Below are 22,318 nucleotides of genomic sequence, written 5' to 3' on the forward strand. Positions count from 1 at the left end.
CATGTCTGATTTGATTTCTTACGACGACGTCATCGACGCAGCGTACGACATTTTCCTTGAGATGGCTCCAGATAACCTAGAGCCAGCTGACGTGATTCTGTTTACTGCGCAATTTGAAGATCGTGGTGCCGCAGAACTTGTTGAAACCGGTGATGACTGGGTTGAACATGTTGGCTTCGAGATCGACAAAGAAGTATATGCAGAGGTTCGTATCGGCCTAGTAAATGAGGAAAATGACGTTCTTGATGACGTATTTGCTCGTATGCTAATCAGCCGAGACCCTGAACATAAGTTCTGCCATATGCTTTGGAAACGCGATTAACGTTTCTTCATCATGAACAAAGATACCAGCCTAGTGCTGGTATTTTTTTATCTGTTGTTTTCGTCTAGCTGAGATATATGTTTATACAAAGCACCCTGCTCTATATAGGCTTTAGATCCTTTTGTTATGTAACAGATAAGAAAAAGGCTTGCCGAATTGGCAAGCCTTTCTGATGTTTTGCTATCGATTAACGATGCTTGTTGCGTGCGCCTTGGTCACCAGCAGTCTTCTTCGGCTTACGACGAGAAGGGTTGTTGCTGCGACCTTTTGGCGTGTTAACACGCTCTTCATGGCGCTTAACTGCGCGACGAATTTTTTGGCTGCGTGCACGCTCTCGTTTGCGTGACGTATTGTCTTTGTTCAGATCAAGCATGGTTTCTTTCTCTGGACGAAGCTCTACAAGCTCACGCAAGTAGTTTACTTCTTTCAGGTCAAGCTCCATCCAACCGCCACGAGGCAGTTTCTTGTCTAAGAAGATGTCGCCGTAACGAACACGTTTCAGACGGCTAACGGTACACTCTTGCGATTCCCATAGTCGACGAACTTCGCGGTTACGACCTTCGTTGATAACAACGTAAAACGTGTGGTTCATGCCTTCACCACCCGCGTAAACAACATCTTCAAAGCGAGCTAAACCGTCTTCCAGTTCAACACCTTTTACTAGATTACGAACTTTCTGTTCAGTTACTTCACCGAACACACGTACTAGGTATTCACGTTCAACTTGGCGGCTTGGGTGCATTAAGCGGTTCGCCAGTTCACCATCCGTTGTGAAAAGTAGAAGACCAGAAGTGTTCGCATCCAGACGACCAACTGAAATCCAACGAGAGCCACGAATTTTTGGCAGACGATCAAAAACAGTACGACGACCTTCTGGATCGTGACGAGTACACAGTTCACCCTCAGGTTTGTAGTACGCAAGTACACGACAAATCACTTCTTCTTGAATCTTTGCAGAGACAATGTGACCATCGATACGAACTACGCTGCTCTCGTCTTCAAGTCTTTCACCAAGCTTAGCGACTACACCGTTCACGCTAACGCGACCAGATTTAATTAACGATTCAATCTCACGACGAGAACCGTGACCAGCACGTGCTAATACTTTTTGTAACTTTTCGCTCATTTATCTACCTATGTGTCGTCTTCACAGACGTCTAGACCAGGATTGGTCTGCATTTTGCTATTTACCCATTTCAGTGGGATTTTTCGGTCGGACATTATACGTAACTTTCTTAGTTAATGTAAGCTAAATCGGCGCCATTCTCCACACCAAAATTCACTTCAAAAATGACTGAAATATTTGTCCTATTCTGCAACTTTTTTACTACTTAATGCAGGCATTGCTCAACGAGAATCCCACTAATATCGGTCTTCCTGAACCACTTTAACCACGCGGTACCTGATAAAATTGTCAGGGTTACAACAATAACCACTTGGGGTGTGTTTACTGTTCGTATTGCTAGAAAGCAACGAAGAATAAGCCGTCCCTGTTTGCTGCTAAGTAATACCAATCACCGCAGACAATGAGCACTCATAGCAAAACAAGGTCGTGGGTAACAAGACAAAAATTGTCTTTAAGTCATTAGTTCACATCAAAAATAACACTAATGCTATCGTGTACTCTGACTCACTAGGTTCGCTCTGCACTCTCGGCGATTGGCATAAATCAGACAAAAAGGAATAGAACAATGTCTATGCTAAATCTCGACCTAAATTGGATTTTTGGGACATCTCAAGATGACGATATGACAGGCACAAAAGGCTCTGAAACAACCGATATTTTCTTCGGCTTCTGTGGTGATGATAAGTTTGTAGGATACGGAGGTAATGATATTGTCTTCGGTGGCTGGGGAGATGATACCTTGCTTGGTGGCCGAGGTAACGACTTTGTTTCTGGCGGCTTTGGAAACGATTTCCTATCCGGCGGATTAGGAAACGACAAACTCTTTGGTGGCTGTGGCGACGACACAATTTTTGATTATTCAGGCAACAACTACTTGAGTGGTGGCTGGGGTAACGACACGCTCGTTGTTGGTGATGGTGAATCAGTACTGAGCGGTGGCTGTGGAGACGACACCTTCGTGCTTACAAACCGCCTGGCTATTGGTGTACCTGATCAGCCAGTATCTTCCAACGATATTGATGTCAAAGCCGACATTGTCGATTTTAATATTTTCCATGACAAACTTGTCTTTGATATGGGCCGAGACACTGATAACGATGGCATTCGAGATACGTTCTTGGATTCAGCGGATGATCTGACTTTATCGTACAATGAGTGTGGCTGGGCAGTATTCTCAAGTGATGAATACAATGTTGAAGTGACACTAAACGGTGTGAGCTCTGCATACATCAACTATGCAGAACAAAATGGTATCGACATTTTCGATTTCGCTTAACCTCAATCAGTTAAGTTCAATGAGATATTCGATATGACAACTAAAATAGGAGGCGCGATGCCTCCTATTTTGTTTGACGATGATGTGCGCCTACTATTCGAATGGTGCAGGGTCACCTGATCCCAAACGAACCACAACAGGTTCACCTTCGCTAAAGTCAATTACTGTCGTAGGTTGTTCACCTAGGTAACCGCCATTAAGAATCACATCAACCGCATGTTCTAGTTTATCTCGAATATCCTCTGGATCAGATTCTGTTACGTCACTGCCAGGTAGAATCAACGACGTAGACATCATCGGCTCACCTAATGCTTCCAACAAGTCCAAGGCAATTTGATTGTCTGGAACACGGATACCGATGGTCTTACGTTTTGCATTCATCAAACGACGCGGCACCTCTTTTGTGCCTTTGAAGATGAAGGTGTAAGGACCTGGTGTGTTATTTTTCAGCAGTCGGAATGCAGAGTTATCCACTCGCGCATAGAGAGAAAGCTCCGACAAATCACGACACAGTAAAGTAAAGTTATGCTTATCATCCAGACGACGAATCTGACAGATTCGTTCCAGCGCCTGTTTGTTCTCCAACTGACAGCCAAGTGCGTACCCTGAATCAGTAGGGTAAACCACAACGCCGCCGTTACGAATGATTGCTACTGCTTGATTAATCAAGCGAGCCTGTGGGTTTTCTGGGTGAACGTAAAAAAACTGGCTCATTGTAATTCCTCATTATCGAGCCTCTCGGCTCTATATTTTTATGGGTTCTCGACTTCGTATTACTGAGTGTTATTCAACGAAGGATCTATTCCCCAATCTTTCCAAACTGGTTCGACGCCAGCAGGCAACCATAGGTTCCTTCCTAGCTCCATCCACGGTGATGGGTAGTGAAAATCACTGCCTTGAGAGGCTAATAGTTTGTATTGTATAGCATAATCAGCCAAGTTGCGCCTTTCTTGTTGCGCTTGCTGTGGCTGTGCAACTTCCATCGCATCACCACCCGCTTCGACAAACGCTGCTAGAAGACGCTTAATCCACTTCGCTGTCAACTTATATCTACCAGGATGCGCTAATACCGCCATTCCACCAGCCGCATGGATAGCATCAACCGCATCCTTCATCGAACACCAATTCGGTGGTACATAACCTGGGTTATTACGCGTTAGGTATTTTTTAAACACCATTTGCATGGTTTTTGCGTAACCATTATCTACCAACCATTTCGCGAAATGCGCTCTTGTCACTGGGGCATCACCGGCGATTTTCCTTACCTCTTCAAGCACACCTACTCGAGTTGCTTTTTGTAGTCGCTCTGCAATTAACTCAGATCGTGTTATGCGATGCTGCTTCTGCTGTTCTATAAGGGCAGATAATTGTTCATTTTCCGGATCGATATTCAGGCCGACAATATGAATGTCTTTGTTTTGCCAGACGGTCGATATCTCAATGCCATTGATGATTTTTATCGGCAAATTATTATCTTGAACGTATTGCTTAGCTAACGCCAAACCGTCAACCGTATCGTGATCAGTGATCGCCAAAACCTCGATATCAAAACTCAGCGCCCTTTCCACTAAATCTTTAGGTTCTAACCGACCGTCCGATGCAGTGGTGTGACTATGTAAATCAATTCTCATATTTTTATCGTTTTAATGCCGTTTTGGGGTTGACTTTTTACTCTCGCACTAGTTAACTAGTACACAAATACAAAGTATGTAATTTAAGGTTCACCATGTTACAAGAATTTAACCAAAACCAAAAAGCGAAAGTTGCGGTTTGTCTTAATAAGGCAAACTCATCAGATCTTGCTTGGTGGCGCACTTGGACTAGTTCTTGGTGGGCAAACGTATACTTCTAGTTTATAGAACCAAACGTTGTAAAGCCCGCTACTTAAGCGGGCTTTTTTGTTTTGTTGCTCATTTCACATTCAACTGCCTAAACATTAATCGAATATAGCCAACTCTAGATTGGGAGAACGTTTGCTTTATGCGACTATGTACGGCAGGAAGATTTAAACAGCTACAAGGAGGTCTTGTGAACAAGGCCATTGAAATTAAGAAACTTGGACAGCTTGAAGTGCTAACGGCTTCCGTCCCTTATACTCAAGACCCGACTCGCTTGTTCCACACACTATGTGAGAACAAAACTGACAGCCTATTGCTGGAATCTGCTGAGATCGATTCAAAGCAAAATTTAAAATCCCTGCTGATCGTAGATTCAGCGGTTCGCATTGTTTGCTTCGGCCATACCGTTAGCATGCACGCCTTGACCAATAACGGTAAAAACCTACTGTCTCACCTAAACCAGAACATCCGTGGTGACGTTGAGAGCAAGTTCGATGGCGAAACGCTAACTTTGCAGTTTAACCAGCCATGCGACACGTTAGATGAAGACTCTCGCCTACGTGAAGCCTCTTCTTTCGATGCGCTACGTTTGGTTCAGCATAGTTTTGATATTTCACAGCAAGACAAACACGCAATTTTCCTTGGTGGTCTGTTTGCCTACGACTTAGTCGCAAACTTTGAGCCGCTTGGTAATGCCGAAGTAACAAATCAGTGTCCAGATTACGTTTTCTACGTCGCGGAAACACTACTTGTTGTCGACCATCAAACGGAATCTTGCCAGCTTCAAGCGACGTTGTTTGTTGATGGTTCAGAGAAAACAACGTTGGAGACTCGTATTGCAGAAATTAGCGCCCAGTGTGCAGCGCCAAAACTGTTGCCGAGTGCAGAGCAAATAACAGATGTAACGGTAGAACCTAGTGTGTCTGATGCAGCCTTCTGCCAAACCGTTCGCGACTTAAAAGAGTTCGTAGTGAAAGGCGATGTATTCCAAGTTGTACCGTCTCGTAGATTCACTCTACCTTGTCCTTCTCCACTAGCGGCGTACAAAGAACTGAAACAAAGTAACCCAAGCCCTTACATGTTCTACATGCAAGATGAGCTGTTCACTCTGTTTGGCGCATCACCAGAAAGCGCGCTTAAGTATGAAACCGATACCAACCAAATTGAAATCTACCCAATTGCAGGCACACGTCGCCGTGGTAAACGCCCAAATGGAGAGATCGATTTCGACCTAGACAGCCGCATCGAACTTGAACTGCGCACAGACATGAAAGAAAACGCAGAACACATGATGTTGGTTGACTTAGCACGTAACGACGTTGCCCGTATCGCACAAGCAGGCACTCGCCACGTAGCTGACCTACTAAAAGTCGACCGTTACAGCCACGTGATGCACTTGGTATCACGCGTGGTTGGTCAACTGCGTGAAGACCTAGACGCACTGCACGCATACCAAGCTTGTATGAACATGGGCACGCTCACTGGTGCACCAAAGATTCGCGCAATGCAGTTGATTCGCGATGTGGAAGGCGCACGTCGCGGTAGCTACGGCGGTGCGGTTGGTTACCTAACTGGTGAAGGCACACTCGACACGTGTATCGTCATTCGCTCAGCGTACGTTGAGAACGGCATTGCTCAAGTTCAAGCTGGTGCTGGCGTGGTGTTCGACTCTGATCCACAAGCGGAAGCAGACGAAACGCGCGGCAAAGCACAAGCGGTAATCTCTGCTATCCAAGCAGCGCATAAGTCACAATAAGGAATAGGGTTCAGAGATGGCTAATATCATTTTTATCGATAACTTTGACTCGTTCACCTACAACCTTGTGGATCAGTTCCGCTCGCTAGGTTACTCAGTCAAGATTTACCGAAACAACATCCCAGCAGAAACCATCGAACAAGCGGTAAACGAGCTTGAAAACCCAGTGGTTCTGCTATCACCAGGTCCTGGCGCACCGTCAGAGGCAGGCTCAATGCCAGAGCTTATCCAACGTATGAAAGGCAAAGTGCCAATGATTGGTATTTGTCTTGGTCACCAAGCGATTGTTGAAGCATACGGCGGCACCGTTGCTGGCGCGGGCGAAATCATTCACGGTAAGGTCTCTATGATGGAGCACCAAAACCATGCGATTTACCAAAACCTACCATCACCACTTGCAATTGCACGTTACCACTCGCTGGTTGCGACCAAGGTTCCTGAGAGCCTAACCATCACAGCAGAAGTGGATAACTTGGTAATGTCTGTTGTACATGAAGAAGATAAAGTTTGCGGGTTCCAGTTCCACCCGGAATCTATTATGACGACCTACGGAGCAACACTGTTGGCCAATGCCATCGAATGGGCACTTGAAGAACAAACTTCAGCGAACCCACTCACTGCTTAAAAAGCACTTGGCACATAAGAAATTTAGGAGAGGAAATATGGAAGCAATCATCAACCCTATTATTACCAAACTGTACGAGCAAGAATCGCTTACTCAGGAAGAGAGCCAACAGCTATTCGACATCATTATCCGTGGGGAACTAGACCCAATTTTGATGGCGTCAGCACTAACTGCACTAAAAATCAAAGGCGAAACGCCGGATGAAATAGCAGGTGCGGCAAAAGCGCTGCTGGCAAATGCAAACCCATTCCCTCGCCCAGATTACGATTTCGCAGATATCGTAGGTACTGGCGGCGACGGTCACAACACCATCAACATTTCAACCACTGCGGCGTTTGTTGCTGCAGCATGTGGTCTAAAAGTAGCGAAACACGGTAACCGCAGCGTTTCAAGCAAATCTGGTTCTTCTGACCTTCTTGATTCATTTGGTATCAACCTAGCTATGAGCGCAGAAGATACGCGCAAAGCGGTAGACGATATTGGTGTTGCTTTCCTATTTGCACCTCAGTACCACGGTGGTGTACGCCATGCGATGCCAGTGCGTCAAACCATGAAAACACGCACCATCTTTAACATTCTTGGCCCACTGATTAACCCTGCTCGTCCTAACATCGAATTGATGGGCGTTTACAGTAAAGAACTGGTTCGTCCTATCGCAGAAACCATGCTACAAATGGGTATGAAGCGCGCCGCTGTAGTACACGGCAGTGGCTTGGACGAAGTAGCAATTCACGGTGAAACAACCGTTGCCGAAATCAAAGACGGTGAGATCACAGAATACAAATTAACGCCTGCAGACTTCGGTCTAGACGCGCACCCACTAGAAGCAATCAAAGGTGGCGATCCTGAAGAAAACAAAGCGATCATTACCAACATTCTGACGGGTAAAGGTACAGACGCACAATTGGGCGCAGTGGCAGTGAACGTTGCTCTGCTAATGCGTCTATTCGGCCACGAAGATTTAAAAGCCAACACGCAACAAGCGATTGAGGCAATGAATTCAGGCAAGGCGTACCATTTGGTACAACAACTTGCCGCACACGCTTAAGGAATTGAAGAAGATGACTGACTTCAACACTCAGCAAGCTGACAACCTGTCTGAACACGTTTCTAAGAAAGAAGCAGAAATGGCAGAAGTACTGGCGAAAATTGTCCGCGACAAATATCAGTGGGTAGCAGACCGTAAGGTGTCTCAGCCGCTAAGCACATTTCAGTCTGATTTACTGCCATCGGACCGCAGCTTCTACGATGCTCTGAGTGGCGAAAAGACGGCCTTCATCACCGAATGTAAGAAGGCATCTCCTTCTAAAGGTTTGATTCGTGATCACTTCGACTTGGATTACATTGCATCGGTTTACAACAACCATGCTGATGCGATTTCAGTCCTAACAGACGAGAAGTACTTCCAAGGTAACTTTGACTTTCTTCCTCAAGTGCGTGGCCAAGTCAAACAACCGGTTCTGTGCAAAGACTTCATGGTAGATACCTACCAAGTTTACCTAGCGCGTCATTACAGTGCTGATGCCGTGCTACTGATGCTTTCTGTCCTGAATGACGAAGAGTACAAAGCGCTAGAAGAAGCAGCACACAGCCTGAACATGGGTATCTTGACCGAAGTCAGCAACGAAGAAGAGCTTCATCGTGCCGTTAAGCTTGGTGCACGCGTTATCGGCATCAATAACCGTAACCTTCGCGACCTAAGTACTGATTTGAATCGTACTAAAGAACTGGCACCGACAATTCGTGAACTGGCTCCTAACGCAACAGTAATCTCAGAATCTGGCATTTATACACATCAACAAGTTCGTGATTTAGCGGAATACGCAGACGGCTTCTTGATTGGTAGTTCGCTGATGGCGGAAGACAACCTTGAACTTGCAGTACGTAAAGTGACGTTGGGTGAAAACAAAGTGTGTGGCTTAACGCATCAAGATGACGCAGCAAAAGCGTATCAATCTGGCGCAGTATTTGGTGGCCTGATTTTTGTCGAGAAGTCGAAGCGTGCAGTTGACCTTGAAGGTGCTCGCTTAACCATGAGCGGTGCTCCACTGAACTACGTGGGCGTTTTCCAAAATCACGATATCGATTTTGTTGCTTCTGTCGTGACCTCTTTGGGTTTAAAAGCGGTGCAACTGCACGGTCAAGAAGACCAAGCTTACGTAAACCAACTTAAAGCCGAACTGCCAGCAGCGGTAGAAATTTGGAAAGCTTACGGCGTGACTGATGCCAAGCCAGAACTACTTGCAGAAAACATTGACCGTCACCTATTAGATGCACAAGTTGGCACTCAAACCGGCGGAACTGGTCAAGTTTTCGACTGGTCACTGATCGGCGACCCAAGTCAAATTATGCTAGCGGGCGGACTGTCGCCAGAAAATGCTCAACAAGCAGCGACACTAGGTTGCTTGGGATTAGATTTAAACTCTGGTGTAGAAAGCGCACCAGGCAAAAAAGATTCACAGAAGTTGCTCGCGGCCTTCACCGCCATTCGCAGCTACTAAAGCTGGATATCAGCTAAAAAATTTAAAGCTATTCGTAGCGAAAAATACGAGAAGGAATATAACGATGGCAAAACTGAATGCCTACTTTGGCGAATACGGCGGTCAGTACGTTCCGCAAATTCTAGTTCCAGCACTGGAGCAACTAGAGCAAGCGTTTATCGACGCGCAAGAAGATCCAGAATTCCGCAGCGAATTCATGACGCTTCTCCAAGAGTATGCGGGCCGTCCAACGGCTTTGACTCTAACTCGTAACCTAACCAAAGGTACGAAAACCAAACTGTACCTAAAACGTGAAGACCTACTTCACGGTGGCGCGCACAAGACCAACCAAGTGTTAGGTCAAGCGCTACTTGCAAAACGCATGGGTAAAAACGAAATCATCGCAGAAACAGGCGCAGGCCAACACGGTGTAGCAACGGCACTAGCGTGTGCGCTGCTTGGCCTTAAGTGTCGCGTTTACATGGGTGCAAAAGACGTTGAGCGTCAAAGCCCGAACGTATTCCGTATGAAGCTAATGGGCGCAGAAGTTATTCCTGTCCACTCGGGTTCAGCAACGCTTAAAGACGCATGTAACGAAGCGCTACGCGACTGGTCTGCAACTTATGAAGACGCGCACTACCTACTAGGTACAGCGGCAGGCCCTCACCCATTCCCAACGATCGTGCGTGACTTCCAACGCATGATTGGTGAAGAAACGAAGAATCAGATTTTGGCACGTGAAGGCCGTCTTCCTGATGCGGTTATCGCATGTGTGGGCGGTGGTTCAAACGCTATCGGCATGTTTGCTGACTTCATCGAAGAAGAAAGCGTTCGCCTAATTGGTGTTGAGCCAGCAGGTAAAGGTATCGATACTGACCAGCACGGTGCACCACTTAAGCATGGTAAAACAGGCATCTTCTTCGGTATGAAAGCGCCATTGATGCAAGATCCAAACGGCCAAGTTGAAGAGTCTTACTCAGTATCTGCTGGTCTTGATTTCCCTTCAGTTGGTCCACAACACGCCCACCTAAACGCAATCGGCCGTGCTGAATACGACAACGTGACAGACGATGAAGCGCTAGAAGCATTCCAAGAGATTGCACGCCATGAAGGCATCATCCCTGCTCTTGAATCTTCTCACGCACTGGCTCATGCACTGCGTATGGCTCGAGAGAACCCAGAGAAAGAACAATTATTAGTCGTTAACCTATCAGGTCGTGGTGACAAAGACATCTTCACCGTACACACCATCTTAGAAGAAAAAGGAGCAATCTAATGAGCCGTTATGAGAAGATGTTTACGCGCCTAAACGAAAAGAACCAAGGCGCATTTGTACCGTTCGTAACGGTTTGCGATCCAAACGCCGAGCAGTCTTACAAAATCATGGAAACACTGGTCGAGTCTGGTGCTGATGCCCTTGAACTCGGTATTCCATTTTCAGATCCTCTTGCGGATGGCCCGACTATCCAAGGTGCGAACATTCGTGCTCTAGATTCAGGCGCAACACCGGATATCTGCTTCGAACAAATTGGTAAGATCCGAGCTAAGTACCCAGAGCTACCTATTGGCCTTCTGATGTACGCGAACCTTGTTTACTCTCGTGGTATCGAGAACTTCTATGAGCGTTGTGCAAAAGCAGGCATCGATTCTGTTTTGATTGCAGATGTGCCAACTAATGAAAGTGCCGAATTTGTTGCTGCTGCAGAAAAGTTTGGTATTCACCCAATCTTCATCGCACCACCAACCGCAAGTGATGAAACACTGAAGCAAGTATCAGAGTTAGGTGGCGGCTACACTTACCTACTCTCTCGTGCAGGTGTTACTGGCGCAGAAACCAAAGCAAACATGCCTGTAGGTCATATGCTGGATAGACTGAACCAATTTGATGCACCACCAGCGCTACTTGGTTTTGGTATCTCTGAGCCAGCACAGGTGAAACAAGCACTAGAATCTGGCGCCGCTGGTGCAATTTCTGGTTCAGCCGTGGTCAAAATCATTGAAGCGAACGTTGAGCAGCCACAAATTATGCTCGACAAGCTAGGTGAATTCGTTTCTGCAATGAAAGCTGCCACTCAAAAATAATTTCAGTTTGATATGACACAACAACGCCCGCTTAACATTATGTTTAGTGGGCGTTTTCTTACTATCGTGTTTATACCACGTCATTTTTTGTTCAACGCCCGCACTTTCCAAATCTATCTCAAGCAGAGCACTCAAAGAGTGTTAAGCTTGGGTAACTTAACTAACTCAATAAAGCAATGTGCAGTAAGGTTGCTACATGGAAGAAGTCAAAACACTGCTAGCCAAATGTCCTGTACTATCAGGGCTGCCAGATAAAGGGCTTAGTGAAGCAGCGCAAATGACTAAGGTTCGCTGCTTCGACGAAAAAGCACTGATTTGCAATAAAGGTGCGCTTCAATCTTCTCTTATGGTCATAGCTCAAGGTGCAGTGAGAGTGAACTCAATTAGTTCAAAAGGCAAAGAAGTCACACTGATGATTTTCGAAGCTGGTGGCTGGTTTGGAGACAATGTTTTTTCTCCCGGTATGCCTCGTATTTTTGGTGCGACCGCGCATTCTGACGTGACTGTAATGGAGCTTCCTGGAGATAAATTTCGCCAATTACTCGCCAAATACCCTCAAAGTTACCCCACTATACTAGACTTACTTAGCCGCCGCTTGTGGTCTGCTATTTCTGTTATCGAAGATGACGCGATTAGAGGAATTGAAGAACGAGTCGCCAAAAGGTTGCTGCTACTTGCTGAATACCAACTTAATCAAGCGATCGATACTCGACCATGCGTTGTCAGGGTAACAAGAGAACATATCGCTAACATGATGGGGCTAACTCGTCAGAGCGTACACAAGATACTAAAACGACTAGAAAGTATCGGGATGCTAGAGCTAAACTATGGCTCAGTAACCATTACCAATCCGAAACGCTTAGAAGAATACTTTAAAGAACTCGAGCAATAGATTCATTCAACAAACGCTAAGTATTGTCTAACGATAGCTAAAAAACTTATGCATCTAATTGGTCAAGAGCACAACACCATTTGCGCTTAGGCAAGTGGCGCTGTGACACAAAAACCATTGAATTAACTAAGCTATATTCAATTCAGATTTCAACTCACGTTTCAAAATCTTTCCTGTCGCACTCATCGGGAGGTGTTCACGAATTTCGACATAACGAGGATATTTAAACGAGGCTAATTGCTCTTTACCCCACTTATGTAATGAATCGGCGTCAATGTATTCTTTTGGTTTAAGTACAACGTAGGCTTTTATCTCTTCGCCATACTCTTCATTTGGAATCCCTATCACCGCTACCATTGAAACTGCAGGATGAGTCATGAAAACTTCTTCAATTTCTCTGGGATAAACATTAAATCCACCTCGAATGATCAGATCTTTCATTCTATCGACAATAAATAAATTACCTGAACTGTCAAAGCGGCCCACATCACCAGTATGGAACCAACCATTTTGTAGCGCAGATTCAGTAACTTCTGGGCGGTCAAGATATCCCTTCATAACATTATGACCACGCACAACAATCTCACCTTCTTCGCCTATCGGTAGTGCATTGCCTTCAATGTCGATAACTCTTACTTCGACGCCTTGAACCGGTTGACCTACCGAGCCTGGTATTCGCTCCTGATCTAAATGATTAAAACATGCAATAGGACTTGTCTCCGACAACCCGTATCCTTCTAAGATCGGCACATTAAATGTTTCTTCAAAGGTTCGAAAGATTTCGGTTGGTAATGGCGCACCACCGCTTACTGCAACACGCAATGACGAGGTATCAAATTGATGCTGCACATGAAGCAGACCGATGTACATCGTTGGCACACCAGCAAATATCGTCACCCTATGTTTTTCCACCAGCTCAAGAACATGTTTAGGCTCAAACCTAGGCACTAACACCAATGTTGCCCCGCCCAAAACACTAGCATTTAAGTGGACGGTTTGACCAAATGTATGAAATAAAGGCAAAGTTACTAAGTGAATATCATCGGCCTGGCTGCCCATAATGTTTTGTGCCACCAGAGCGTTCATTATGATGTTCTGCTGAGTCAGTTCAGCGCCTTTTGGTAAGCCTGTCGTCCCTGATGTATACAAAATCACACATGTATCATCCGCATTACGCGGTATATAATCCGGCAACGGTTGGACATCGGCTATAAACGCATTGAGAGTTATTACACCATTCCAATAGCTTTCATCTTGAGATTGAGTCAATACGACTATGCCTTCGCATGTATCGACTTGTTCAAAGGCTTTGACACCCTCTTTTGCCATTGGCAGTTCTTTCGTCCCTTCAAAGCAGAAATAAAACTTCGCTTTTGAATCTTCTAAGTGATACTTAATTTCTCGCGCTTTCAAAAGCACATTTAATGGGACTGCAACCGCGCCAGCTTTTTGTATTGCATAATAAACAAACGCGAAAAAAGGAATGTTTGGGCATGAAATCGCAACGCGGTCACCTGGCTTTACGCCTTTATTGATTAAAGACGCTGCGATCTTGCCGGCGATCGCATCAAACTGCGCATAATTTATCTTTTCAGTGCCACATATCAACGCCGTTTTATCTGGTTTACTCGCAGCATTTCTTTGTAACGCAGCAGCAAGATTCATCATAGTCTCTTCACCTCTTACTTGTCTTTCTCGTCTAATCAGCTCAGGAGCATTAACTAAGCAAGTTATCTCTAACACTGGATCGTCAGCATTTGAGTCTCACCAGTCATTACAATTTAACATTATGTTTACAACGCAATTAGAGCCAAGAATGTAAAGCAATTAACATTTCAGAAGGCAAATTAATAAAAGTGTGAGCTTGAAAGAGATGAATTGTTATAAATATCAACCCAAGTCACTAAAAACTCTGACTGCAATAGCAAATACAAAAGCGGTTAAAATTAACAAAAAGAAAACAAATAAAGAAAAATAAACTTGAACAATCCTAAGTGCGACCCTTATAAGAAAAATCAATAGCAAACGTTTGCTATTGAACAAAACTTTATCGTTCGTCAATAAAATATCGATTAATCCATCAATAATACCTTGCTGCATATTGCCAATTGTAAACGATAAGTGTAAAAAGCAAGGCGAGATAATTATCCGTAAATCCATTTATGGTTAGTGGGTAATTTTAGGATTTTACATTTTATTAGCACAGAGGTTATGGAAGTGTTAAAAGAAAAGAGTTTGCTAAACAACATTGGCGTACAAGTCGTAATCGCCATGATCGTGGGCACAGCCGTTGGTGCCATGATGGGTCATGATGCGACAGTGTTCGCTCCTTTAGGTGCTATCTTTATCAACTTAATCAAAATGTTGGTTATTCCTTTGGTCGCTGTAGCCTTGATTTCTGGCGCCGCTGGTCTTGGGAACAGCCAGTCAGCAGGTAAAGTTGGCATCGTCACTCTAGGTTATTTTGGTTTAACATCCGCCCTAGCCGTTGCGCTTGCACTATTTATGGGTGAAGTATTCCAACCAGGCATGGGTATCGACGTCTCTGGCGTTGAAGGCATGTTCTCAGCAGAATACGCTTCAAAAGGTGAACTACCTACTTTCTGGGCAACCATCACTGGTATGATCCCAACCAACGTTTTCCAATCACTAAATGAAGCAAACATCCTACAGATCCTCGTTTTCTGTATGTTCTTTGGTATTGCGATTTCTAAGCAAGCAAAAGAGCGTCGTGAACCAATCATCAATGGTGTTAACTGCATCGTTGACGCAATGGTTTGGATGATCAACAAAGTAATGATCATTGCACCTATCGGTGTATTTGGTCTGATGGCAGAAGCCGTCGGTACGTTCGGTTTTGGTGCGCTAATGGTGGTGTTTAAACTGTTCGTTGTTTACGTTGCCGCCATCCTAATCTTCGGTTTCGTTGTTTACCCAGCAATGGTGCATGTTTTCACGAAGACATCTGCGAAGAAATTCCTGTCTTCAATGAAGAAACCGCAAGCAGTTGCGCTTTCAACAGCGTCTTCTATGGCAACACTGCCTGTTACAATGGACACCTGTGAAAAAGAGCTGGGCGTAAAAAATTCAACTGCATCATTTGTTCTGCCTCTAGGCGCAACGATCAACATGTCAGGTAATGCGATTTACTATGGCTTGGTTGCTATCTTCTTTGCTCAACTGTTCAATATCGATCTAGGCATGGGCGCTTACATTGCAATTATCGTAACGTCTACATTGGGTGCGGTTGGTCAAGCGGGTGTTCCTGGCCCTTCTTTCCTAGTGGTTGCCGTGCTTCTTGCCGCTGGCATTCCAATTGAAGGTCTACCGCTGCTATTCGCTCTTGACCGTATTTTCGATATGATTCGTACAGCACTGAACATCACAGGTGATGCTGCATGTGCAGTTATCGTTGATGCGCTAATTGAAGAAGAAACGGCAGAAGCTGAGCTAAAAAAGCAAGAAGCCTAACCCTTTCTTGAATAGACCAAAAACCGCTCATAATGAGCGGTTTTTTTGTCTTTTCTTGCATTACGTAACTATACAAATAGAAACCGATGGCATAAATTTTTCAAAATGATATAAACCATTACAAAATATAACAAAACGTTAGAGCTAGGTTATATCATGAGTCTTGAGCAATCTTTGGAATATCTCACCAAAATAAATTTGCCGATCGAATCAAAGCAGCAGGCCCTGGTTGACTCAGTTATTCTTACCCTAACGAAACAAAAACGAGATGCTCTTTTTCAACAGGTTGCTCTGTATCGAATAAAACTGCTTAAATCTCTCTTTCCTAAACACGCATCAAAAAGTCTTTCTGCACTATTTGAGTTAATGGATTATCGAGATTTAGTGCAACAGTATCCGACAGGTTTCTCCAAAGAGATTCGTTTACTTGAACAACTTGCCGCAGATTGTTACCCGCATTGGATGGTTTTCTGGTGTCAATGCGAGATCGAAGCAATCAAGCAAAAATATCCTTCAAACGAAGCTGCGATTCCTACTCCGCTTCCGTTTGACGACCACAGCTATACTAGCGTGTTAATTGAAGATATCGCAGATTGCGATCTTGAGGTAATGCTGCCAAATCATGCAGCGTTAATGCCGATTTCCGAAGCGATCACACTGAGTAATCTTGAGCTTTTCGTCCAAACTGAACAATGGTTTGAAATCTTGCCTCTTTTATCACTCTCGCAAAAAGGGCAGCACTTTGCCCTCTTGCTCAAATCGTCATCTTCACCAATCATGGTCTCCTCCGCTTTAGTGCAAAGCTGGCATCAACGAAATAACTGGCTCAGTTACTCACCACAGTTTAGTAACGAACAATGGCAGTTTTGCTTTCCTAATCATGGGTACAGTGTTCTCAATCAACTGGGTATTTTGGAGTGTCGTGCTCTAACTCATGAGCACACTCTTATTGGGTTTGATGCTCAGTTTCAATCTCGTGTAAAGAACAGTGAAGCGGTTTGCGAAGTACTGCGTCTTACGGTGGGAGGCAACATTCAACAAAAGCTGTATTTTTTGTATCTGGCGCAAAAAACTATGATGAGCGAGCTCTATAAAGCAGGCTATAAGCTCGGCTTTACCATTATTGAGCAAGTATTTATGTTAAATTTCTATCAATCTATTGATTTAAGTGCCTACTTTCACTCAGGATACCGCGACATTAACGGTGACGGTACCAAGACATACCGCGGTTTCTGGAATTTAGGTATGATGGTTGAAGCATTTCAAGACATACAATTTCGCGACTACAAACATTGCGTACGAACAAAAAGAATGGATAAAAAGGTGAATGAGCATGCTTGATGTTCATTTGCACGGTCTCTTTTACCCAAAAGCAATGGCATTGTACGCGACTGTACTAATAGTATTCGCTTGGCTACTGTATTACTGCTATCGCCTAAAACAGAAGAGTGAATCAATCTTAGGCTCGCATCACGCGCCTTACATCGCTTATTCCAGCTGTATCATTGTTTGGATAAGCAGCAACGCCTATTTCCATACCGATTTATTGCCAGAATTAGGCTCTGTTGGTGGCATTTTTATGGCTAAGTTAGCGAACTTAGCGTCTTTTTTCGCCTTTGCGTTTGCATTCTATTTTTCTTGCCAGTTAACCGCAGATGTTAAAAAAACAGCGGTCAAAGTCTGGCAAAAAGTCGTCTTTGTCGCACTAGCAACGTATTCACTGTACATCAACTTAGTGCCGAATCTTACTGTCGAAAATGTCACCATTAGTGGTCCAAGCCAGTTCGTCATTGAATTTGGCCCACATACCTCATATTTTTTCATTAGTTTGCTAGCTTTCGTGGTACTAACGCTGCTTAACTTGATTGCCATGCGCGCGAACAGCAGCAAGCTCACGCTAGCAAAAAGCAACTATATGATCGCTGGCATTTTGGTATTCATGTTATCTACGGCAGTGATACACCTTGGAATGACGTATTTCCTTGGCGACTTCTCCCTAACTTGGTTACCACCAGCACTTTCAATCAGCGAAATGTTGTTTGTCGGCTATGCCCTACTTACCTCTCGCTTCTACAGCGCTAAATATCTCACGTACTTAACGGTAAGCGCGCTCTTAGTCTGCGCCATTTTTGTTCTGCCGCTAGGGGCGATATTTATTCCTATCTCTGAAGATAACCAATGGCTTGTTGCGGTACCTTTATGTGCGCTTATCGGTATCACTTGGCACTTGCTTTTTAAGCGAGTCAGTCGTTACGCTTCGTATTTTATTTATGGGAAACGACACACTCCCGTTCAGCAAATCCTTGGGTTAGAGGAAGAGTTTAAACGCTCAATAGATGATGCTATGCATCAGTTGGCATCGTTACTTAACATACCAAACAACAAGCTGCAGCTAGTCACTAGCAATTACACAGAAACGTTTTACGAAGAGTACCTGCCGTCAAGCAAGTCAGTTCTCGTGCTTGATGAGTTGTCTGAAGAAATTGATTATGCCTCCTCTTCTAAAGGGTCGATGAGAAAGCTCTACGAGCGCATGCGCTCAAGCAATACTGCGCTCGTTATGCCTCTCTTCGGTCGTGGAAAGTCTGTTACTCACTTACTAATTTCTTCACATAAAATAGATAATAAGCTGTTTTCTAATGAAGAAATCTCAGCTCTGCAAACGTTATTAGTTCGCATCCAGAGCACCATTGAAGCCGATAGAAAGGTACGCCAAAGCCGTGCGCTGGCTAACTCCATTGCACATGAAATGCGTAACCCTCTCGCTCAAGTACAATTACAATTTGAAGCTTTAAAACAACATATAGAGTCAAACGCCTCACTGGATACGCTAAAAAGAGAAATTGATAAAGGTGAAGCCGCTATACAACGCGGTCGACAACTTATCGATATTATTTTACGAGAAGTTAGCGACAGTTCACCAGAGCATGAGCCTTTAGCTCTCACTTCCATACATAAAGCCATCGACCAAGCAGTAAGCCGTTATGGTTTTGAAAACGATCAAATAATAGAGAGAATTAACCTGCCACAGGCACACGATTTTGTCGCGAAGTTAAATGAGACCCTGTTTAACTTTGTCATTTTCAATTTGATTCGTAACGCTATCTACTATTTTGATTCTTATCCCGACAGTCAAATTGAGATTCGTACCCAGACGGGGGCTTACGAAAACATTCTGATCTTCCGAGATAGTGGGCCAGGTATAGATAGCAGTATCTTACACAAGATATTTGATGACTTTTTCTCGTATCAAAAAAGCGGAGGCAGTGGCTTAGGTTTGGGCTATTGCCAACGTGTTATGCGCTCCTTCGGAGGACGAATAGAGTGCCAGTCTGAATTGAACGAGTTCACAGAATTCTACTTGTATTTCCCAGTCGTACCAAACGCACCAAAACCAGAGACATTAAGAGCACCGGACTTTGATAGCTGGAAAGCAACTCCATCACATTCTGAAAATCATTCAGCTCAACACGTACAAGTATGTAAAGATGCACCAACAGTGCTCATTGTTGATGACAAAGAGGTGCAACGCACCTTGGTACAGATGTATTTAAAAAGATTGGGAGTCAACAGCTTACAAGCAAATAATGGAGCCTCTGCGGTAGAACTATTCCACTCTCACAAGATTGATCTCGTTCTTATGGATGTCCAAATGCCGGTAATGAATGGATTTGACGCAAGCCAACGGATTAAGCAAATCACATCCTCCGTTCCAATCATTGCCTTATCTGGTGAGTCTGGAGCTAGAGAGTTGGAGCTAATTTCGAAACTCATGGATGACAGACTCGAAAAGCCCACCACGTTAAATGCACTTCAAGTCGTCATCCAAAGATGGCTACAGAACGAGAATTTTGCACCTTCCAACACTTTTTAATCTGCAAATATAGAATTGGCACTAGATGTGCATTATTGGAGTAAATCGAATTATCCAGAAGGTCAAGCAGGCTACAAAAGAGTAGCGTATGAGCTTGATAAGGAGATCGCCATGTTACTTCATCGACATACATACTACGGCCTGATTCATCATGGAATCAAAACACTGTTACTTGATCGCTTAGGCCACTATACAGAAGAAGAGTATCATCAATATCTGAGCCTGATGACTGGTAAATCCACTTGCTTCACGATGTCTCTCGAAGAGCTAGAAGCAACGGTCGATAACTTACTACGGGAAGGCTATTTAGAAGATGTAAAAACGCTTATTTCCCAATATCAACGTGTGGCTTAAGGTTTAAAACTCTCAACTTTATTGCCGCCTCATCGCGGCAATTTTTATTCCTTCCATATGCTGTTTCGACATGGAAGAAGCTTGCGGGCTGTACGATATACTAAGCGTTACTATTCTTACCTTAACTTCCTCAGTATTCACATCTTGTCAGATTCCGTTAGACTGTCTTCAATTCAACAATTAGGTAGATTTTGCCATCATGAAGCAGATCCTAGACTTTATACCACTCATCGTTTTCTTCGCTTTATACAAGCTGTACGACATCTACGTGGCGACAGGTGCACTGATCGTAGCAACAGCCATTCAGCTTGTCGTCACCTATGCGCTGTATAAGAAAGTCGAAAAGATGCAGCTAATAACATTTGTTATCGTCACTATCTTCGGCGGCATGACCCTTTTCTTCCACGACGACAATTTTATAAAGTGGAAAGTCACCATCATTTACGCGATTCTGGCGATTGGCTTAGCAGTGAGCCACGCATTGGGAAAATCAGCCATCAAAGGTATGCTAGGCAAGGAAATTACGTTACCTGACGCTGTTTGGGCAAAGATTAACTGGGCTTGGGTTGGCTTCTTCTCATTCTTCGCTGGCCTAAACATTTATATTGCTTACGAATTGCCGTTGGATGTTTGGGTTAACTTCAAAGTATTTGGAATGTTGATCGCGACATTTGCCTACATGATTGCGACTGGCTTTTACATTTATAAACACATGCCAAAAGAACAAAAAAATAACTCATCCGATGTGTCCACTGATGATTAAAAACTCAGTTTTGCTATAATCCGCGACTTCACAGCGACCTTAGGGTCGCTGTTTTGCTCCATGTATCAGTAAACCGCTCAAACAACGTACCGTTTTCAGACCATTCTTGCTGCTGTAAACCAACTTTCTCTGGTCCGGTATCTGCGGTTTTTTAAGGACCTTTGGTTCTAGGTATTTACTATGTTGGCGCTTAGTTTGAGCGCCTTTAAGATTTAGGATGTCACAATGAGTCAAGAAATTAGCTCTCCGAAAGGTCAAATGCTGCTTCGTACCCTTGCAATGCCTGCAGATACAAACGCCAATGGCGATATTTTTGGCGGTTGGATAATGTCTCAGCTCGACTTAGCGGGCGCGATTCTGGCAAAAGAGATCTCTTGTGGTCGCGTTGTCACCGTTTCGGTATCAAGCATTACGTTCAAAAAACCTGTTGGTGTGGGCGATGTCGTATGCTGCTACGGCGAATGCACTAAGATCGGCCGCACATCCATGAGTGTCGATTTGGAAGTATGGGTCAAACCCGTCAAAGCTCACGGTGTTGGCGAACGCTTCATGGTTTGTGATGCGACCTTCAACTACGTAGCCATTGACAGTGAAGGTAAACCACGTCCGGTTCAGAATTAGTCAACCTACAACGCTAACAGTTAGAAAGGATCTCACATTTTCTGTTGTTCACTTGTGAGAGACACAAAAAAGGCGTTAAATTAACACTTTACCCTACCAATTAAGGAACTATGCTATGTGGTATGTCATCTTTTCACAGGACGTTGAGAACTCGTTGGAAAAACGCATGAGCGTTCGCCCACAACACTTGGATCGCTTACAAAAGCTACAAGACGAAGGTCGCCTTCTTACAGCTGGTCCGATGCCTGCGATAGATTCTGACAATCCTGGTGAAGCTGGATTTACGGGCTCAACTGTCATCGCTGAATTCGCCTCGCTAGAGGATGCTAAAGCGTGGGCAGAAGCCGATCCTTACGTAGCGGCTGGTGTTTACGATAATGTAATCGTGAAACCGTTCAAAAAAGTGTTTTAATTTATGAAAAAATTACTGTGTCTTTTCTTGGTATTTGGTGCTCTGGCTGGCTGCTCATCAACCGATGATAAGCAGCGCCAACTTGAGCTTATGGCATCAAACCGAGCAGGAGTCTTGTCAGCTGGTCTCCCTTTAGAGTACGGTCCACTGCAAATAATGCGTGTCTCATCCAACAAAAATGTTGTAGAGATGATGATGATTTATAACGATGGCGCCCTCGGTGCAAAGCCGTTAAATCAAGTACTGAATACCAGTATCTATACCTACTGCAGCAACCCAGAAGTTCGCAAGCAAATTGATATGGGCTTGATGTATCGTATTAAGGTACGTAATTCTCGCGGTCAGTTGATGGCAGATGAGTTGGTTTCAGCACAGACTTGTACTCAGGTGAAGTAGCTACAGTAATTTTTGTTGCTTTCGGCATGA

22 protein-coding genes and 1 other annotated feature are annotated in these 22,318 nt (G+C 44.3%); of the genes, 18 read left to right on the forward strand and 4 right to left on the reverse strand.

Annotation, left to right across the window (positions count from 1 at the left end):
• Window position 1: 1 nt before the first annotated feature.
• Entirely contained in the window at window positions 2–322 is a 321-nt protein-coding gene (locus R7P72_RS07830) for an HI1450 family dsDNA-mimic protein (RefSeq protein ID WP_005376800.1), read from the forward strand.
• 187 nt (window positions 323–509) lie between these two features.
• Here the strand turns inward: R7P72_RS07830 and rluB are convergent, their stop codons facing one another.
• Window positions 510–1,448 (reverse strand): 23S rRNA pseudouridine(2605) synthase RluB, encoded by a 939-nt coding sequence (gene rluB, locus R7P72_RS07835; RefSeq protein WP_005376798.1) that lies wholly within the window; start codon window positions 1,446–1,448, stop codon window positions 510–512.
• Window positions 1,449–2,013: 565 nt separating this feature from the next.
• Between rluB and R7P72_RS07840 the strand changes: the two genes are divergently transcribed.
• Window positions 2,014–2,724: a calcium-binding protein gene (locus R7P72_RS07840; RefSeq protein ID WP_005376796.1), complete on the forward strand. Its 711-nt coding sequence runs from the start codon at window positions 2,014–2,016 to the stop codon at window positions 2,722–2,724.
• 93 nt (window positions 2,725–2,817) lie between these two features.
• Here R7P72_RS07840 and R7P72_RS07845 read toward each other — a convergent pair whose 3' ends face one another.
• Both R7P72_RS07845 and rnm read right to left on the reverse strand, forming a co-directional pair.
• A complete protein-coding gene (locus R7P72_RS07845; RefSeq protein WP_005376791.1) occupies window positions 2,818–3,438 on the reverse strand; it encodes an L-threonylcarbamoyladenylate synthase in 621 nt (206 codons plus the stop codon).
• A gap of 59 nt (window positions 3,439–3,497) precedes the next feature.
• A complete protein-coding gene (rnm, locus tag R7P72_RS07850; RefSeq protein ID WP_053306583.1) occupies window positions 3,498–4,355 on the reverse strand; it encodes an RNase RNM in 858 nt (285 codons plus the stop codon).
• A 95-nt stretch (window positions 4,356–4,450) separates the two neighbouring features.
• Here rnm and R7P72_RS07855 point away from each other — a divergent pair, with 95 nt between their 5' ends.
• From R7P72_RS07855 to R7P72_RS07890, 8 genes are all read left to right on the forward strand, one after another.
• Window positions 4,451–4,576 (forward strand): trp operon leader peptide, encoded by a 126-nt coding sequence (locus R7P72_RS07855; RefSeq protein WP_005376787.1) that lies wholly within the window; start codon window positions 4,451–4,453, stop codon window positions 4,574–4,576.
• Window positions 4,523–4,626, forward strand: a sequence feature (Trp leader region). Its footprint overlaps the gene before it by 54 nt.
• A 126-nt stretch (window positions 4,627–4,752) precedes the next feature.
• The gene (locus R7P72_RS07860; protein ID WP_213907183.1) at window positions 4,753–6,318 is read left to right on the forward strand and encodes an anthranilate synthase component 1; all 1,566 of its coding nucleotides are present in this window, start codon (window positions 4,753–4,755) and stop codon (window positions 6,316–6,318) included.
• Between the two features lie 16 nt (window positions 6,319–6,334).
• Window positions 6,335–6,943 carry an aminodeoxychorismate/anthranilate synthase component II gene (locus tag R7P72_RS07865; RefSeq protein WP_005376785.1) on the forward strand — a complete coding sequence of 203 codons (609 nt, stop codon included), beginning with the start codon at window positions 6,335–6,337 and terminating at the stop codon, window positions 6,941–6,943.
• A gap of 37 nt (window positions 6,944–6,980) precedes the next feature.
• The gene (gene trpD / locus R7P72_RS07870) at window positions 6,981–7,991 is read left to right on the forward strand and encodes an anthranilate phosphoribosyltransferase (protein WP_206953364.1); all 1,011 of its coding nucleotides are present in this window, start codon (window positions 6,981–6,983) and stop codon (window positions 7,989–7,991) included.
• 13 nt (window positions 7,992–8,004) lie between these two features.
• Complete coding sequence (gene trpCF / locus R7P72_RS07875; protein ID WP_213907181.1) at window positions 8,005–9,444, forward strand: bifunctional indole-3-glycerol-phosphate synthase TrpC/phosphoribosylanthranilate isomerase TrpF; 1,440 nt, start codon at window positions 8,005–8,007, stop codon at window positions 9,442–9,444.
• 64 nt (window positions 9,445–9,508) lie between these two features.
• Window positions 9,509–10,699, forward strand: coding sequence for a tryptophan synthase subunit beta (gene trpB, locus R7P72_RS07880; RefSeq protein ID WP_151514973.1), 1,191 nt, complete (start codon window positions 9,509–9,511; stop codon window positions 10,697–10,699).
• Window positions 10,699–11,505 (forward strand): tryptophan synthase subunit alpha, encoded by an 807-nt coding sequence (trpA, locus tag R7P72_RS07885; RefSeq protein ID WP_130545111.1) that lies wholly within the window; start codon window positions 10,699–10,701, stop codon window positions 11,503–11,505. Before trpB ends, trpA begins: the two co-directional genes overlap by 1 nt.
• A gap of 196 nt (window positions 11,506–11,701) precedes the next feature.
• Window positions 11,702–12,397, forward strand: coding sequence for a Crp/Fnr family transcriptional regulator (locus R7P72_RS07890; protein ID WP_005376777.1), 696 nt, complete (start codon window positions 11,702–11,704; stop codon window positions 12,395–12,397).
• 126 nt (window positions 12,398–12,523) lie between these two features.
• On the opposite strand, the gene R7P72_RS07895 is transcribed toward R7P72_RS07890, so the two are convergent.
• Window positions 12,524–14,065 (reverse strand): long-chain-fatty-acid--CoA ligase, encoded by a 1,542-nt coding sequence (locus R7P72_RS07895; RefSeq protein ID WP_054577681.1) that lies wholly within the window; start codon window positions 14,063–14,065, stop codon window positions 12,524–12,526.
• 543 nt (window positions 14,066–14,608) lie between these two features.
• Here R7P72_RS07895 and R7P72_RS07900 point away from each other — a divergent pair.
• The 8 genes from R7P72_RS07900 to R7P72_RS07935 all read left to right on the forward strand — a co-directional run bounded on the left by R7P72_RS07900 (window position 14,609) and on the right by R7P72_RS07935 (window position 22,288).
• A complete protein-coding gene (locus R7P72_RS07900; protein WP_005376774.1) occupies window positions 14,609–15,868 on the forward strand; it encodes a dicarboxylate/amino acid:cation symporter in 1,260 nt (419 codons plus the stop codon).
• A gap of 156 nt (window positions 15,869–16,024) precedes the next feature.
• Window positions 16,025–17,209 carry an acyl-homoserine-lactone synthase gene (locus tag R7P72_RS07905; protein ID WP_213907180.1) on the forward strand — a complete coding sequence of 395 codons (1,185 nt, stop codon included), beginning with the start codon at window positions 16,025–16,027 and terminating at the stop codon, window positions 17,207–17,209.
• The gene (locus R7P72_RS07910; RefSeq protein ID WP_213907179.1) at window positions 17,202–19,742 is read left to right on the forward strand and encodes a hybrid sensor histidine kinase/response regulator; all 2,541 of its coding nucleotides are present in this window, start codon (window positions 17,202–17,204) and stop codon (window positions 19,740–19,742) included. Before R7P72_RS07905 ends, R7P72_RS07910 begins: the two co-directional genes overlap by 8 nt.
• Before the next feature lie 111 nt (window positions 19,743–19,853).
• Entirely contained in the window at window positions 19,854–20,096 is a 243-nt protein-coding gene (locus R7P72_RS07915; protein WP_005376770.1) for a hypothetical protein, read from the forward strand.
• A 199-nt stretch (window positions 20,097–20,295) separates the two neighbouring features.
• Window positions 20,296–20,859 (forward strand): septation protein A, encoded by a 564-nt coding sequence (locus R7P72_RS07920; protein ID WP_005376769.1) that lies wholly within the window; start codon window positions 20,296–20,298, stop codon window positions 20,857–20,859.
• A 225-nt stretch (window positions 20,860–21,084) separates the two neighbouring features.
• Window positions 21,085–21,480 carry an acyl-CoA thioester hydrolase YciA gene (gene yciA / locus R7P72_RS07925; protein ID WP_005376768.1) on the forward strand — a complete coding sequence of 132 codons (396 nt, stop codon included), beginning with the start codon at window positions 21,085–21,087 and terminating at the stop codon, window positions 21,478–21,480.
• A gap of 115 nt (window positions 21,481–21,595) precedes the next feature.
• Window positions 21,596–21,892: a YciI family protein gene (locus tag R7P72_RS07930; RefSeq protein ID WP_005376766.1), complete on the forward strand. Its 297-nt coding sequence runs from the start codon at window positions 21,596–21,598 to the stop codon at window positions 21,890–21,892.
• 3 nt (window positions 21,893–21,895) lie between these two features.
• The gene (locus R7P72_RS07935) at window positions 21,896–22,288 is read left to right on the forward strand and encodes a GspS/AspS pilotin family protein (RefSeq protein ID WP_005376765.1); all 393 of its coding nucleotides are present in this window, start codon (window positions 21,896–21,898) and stop codon (window positions 22,286–22,288) included.
• Window positions 22,289–22,318 lie beyond the last annotated feature (30 nt).

The sequence above is a fragment of the Vibrio sp. Vb0888 genome (assembly GCF_033338835.1).
Taxonomy (GTDB): Bacteria; Pseudomonadota; Gammaproteobacteria; order Enterobacterales; family Vibrionaceae; genus Vibrio; species Vibrio alginolyticus.